Source organism: Pseudomonas sp. EGD-AK9 (assembly GCF_000465935.2).
GTDB lineage: Bacteria > Pseudomonadota > Gammaproteobacteria > Pseudomonadales > Pseudomonadaceae > Aquipseudomonas.
This window is the reverse complement of the sequence record NZ_AVOF01000657.1, coordinates 1-980: the sequence shown is the minus strand read 5'-3', so window position 1 is coordinate 980 and position 980 is coordinate 1. Positions and strand designations below refer to the sequence as shown.

The 980-nt window shown below is 70.9% G+C and carries 1 protein-coding gene and 1 pseudogene; both read right to left on the bottom strand.

Annotated features, from left to right (window positions below):
* A partial coding sequence (locus N878_RS22300) for a UvrD-helicase domain-containing protein (RefSeq protein ID WP_036988674.1) occupies positions 1-474 on the bottom strand: 474 nt, incomplete at its 3' end.
* A pseudogene (locus N878_RS29205) lies at positions 471-980 on the bottom strand (exodeoxyribonuclease V subunit gamma); the annotation flags it as partial. The gene N878_RS22300 and the pseudogene N878_RS29205, both read right to left, overlap by 4 nt.

Here is a 980-nt window from a genome sequence, read left to right as displayed (position 1 = left end):
GCTGTGGTCGGTCTCCAGGGTCTGGCTGAACAGGCTGCCGCTGTCGAAGGCGTGCTCGCGCAGCATGCGCTGGCACCAGCCATGGATGGTGGAGACGGCCGCCTCGTCCATCCACTGTGCGGCCAACTCCAGGCGGCGGGCGCAGTCGGGCCACTGGGCCGCGGGGAAGTCCGCGCGCAGCTCGTGCAGCAATGCATCGGCCTCGCCGTCGCCGCGAAACAGCGCCGCCGCCTGCACCAGGCGTGCGCGGATACGGTCGCGCAGCTCGCGGGTGGCGGCATCGGTGAAGGTCACCACGAGGATCTGCGGCGGCAGCAAAGGCTCGCGGAAGGCCGCCGCGCCGCCGTGGCCGAGGATCAGGCGCAGGTAGAGCGCGGAAATGGTGAAGGTCTTGCCGGTACCGGCGCTGGCCTCGATCAGGCGGCTGCCGTGCAGCGGAAAGCTCAGGGCCAGGGGACGTCGTGACGAGCTCATGGCCTATCCTCCTCGAGGGCAATCGGCTGGCTTTGCAACAGCGGCCGGTATAGTCGCTCGCTCCAGGCCGGGAACCGGCCGGCGGCGGTCAGTGCGGCGTAGTCGGGGAACTGCCGCGCCAGGCTGGCGCTGCCGGCCACTTCGCCGCTGAGGTTGTAGCCACCCTCGTAGACGGCTCTGGCCTTGTCGTCGTTCTCCTCCTGCAGCCAGGCCAGCGACGTCTTCAACGCCACCGGCAGCGGCGCCTGCATGCCGGCATTCCAGGCTTGCAGCCAGCCGGCGAGCAGCTGCGCCGCATGCTCGGTCGGCAGCGGCTCGAAGACCAGGGCCTGGTCCTCGCCCACCAACAGCGTGCTGATGGGCGCGTCGCAAGCGGCGGCGATCACGTGCAGCACATAGGGGCGCAGCAGGCGATGCCACTTCCAGGTCTTGTCCTTGGCCAGGGCGCCGGGCAGCAGCTCCAGGCGTGCCAGGCTGCCGTCGGCCTGGCGCCGCAGGCCGCCGAG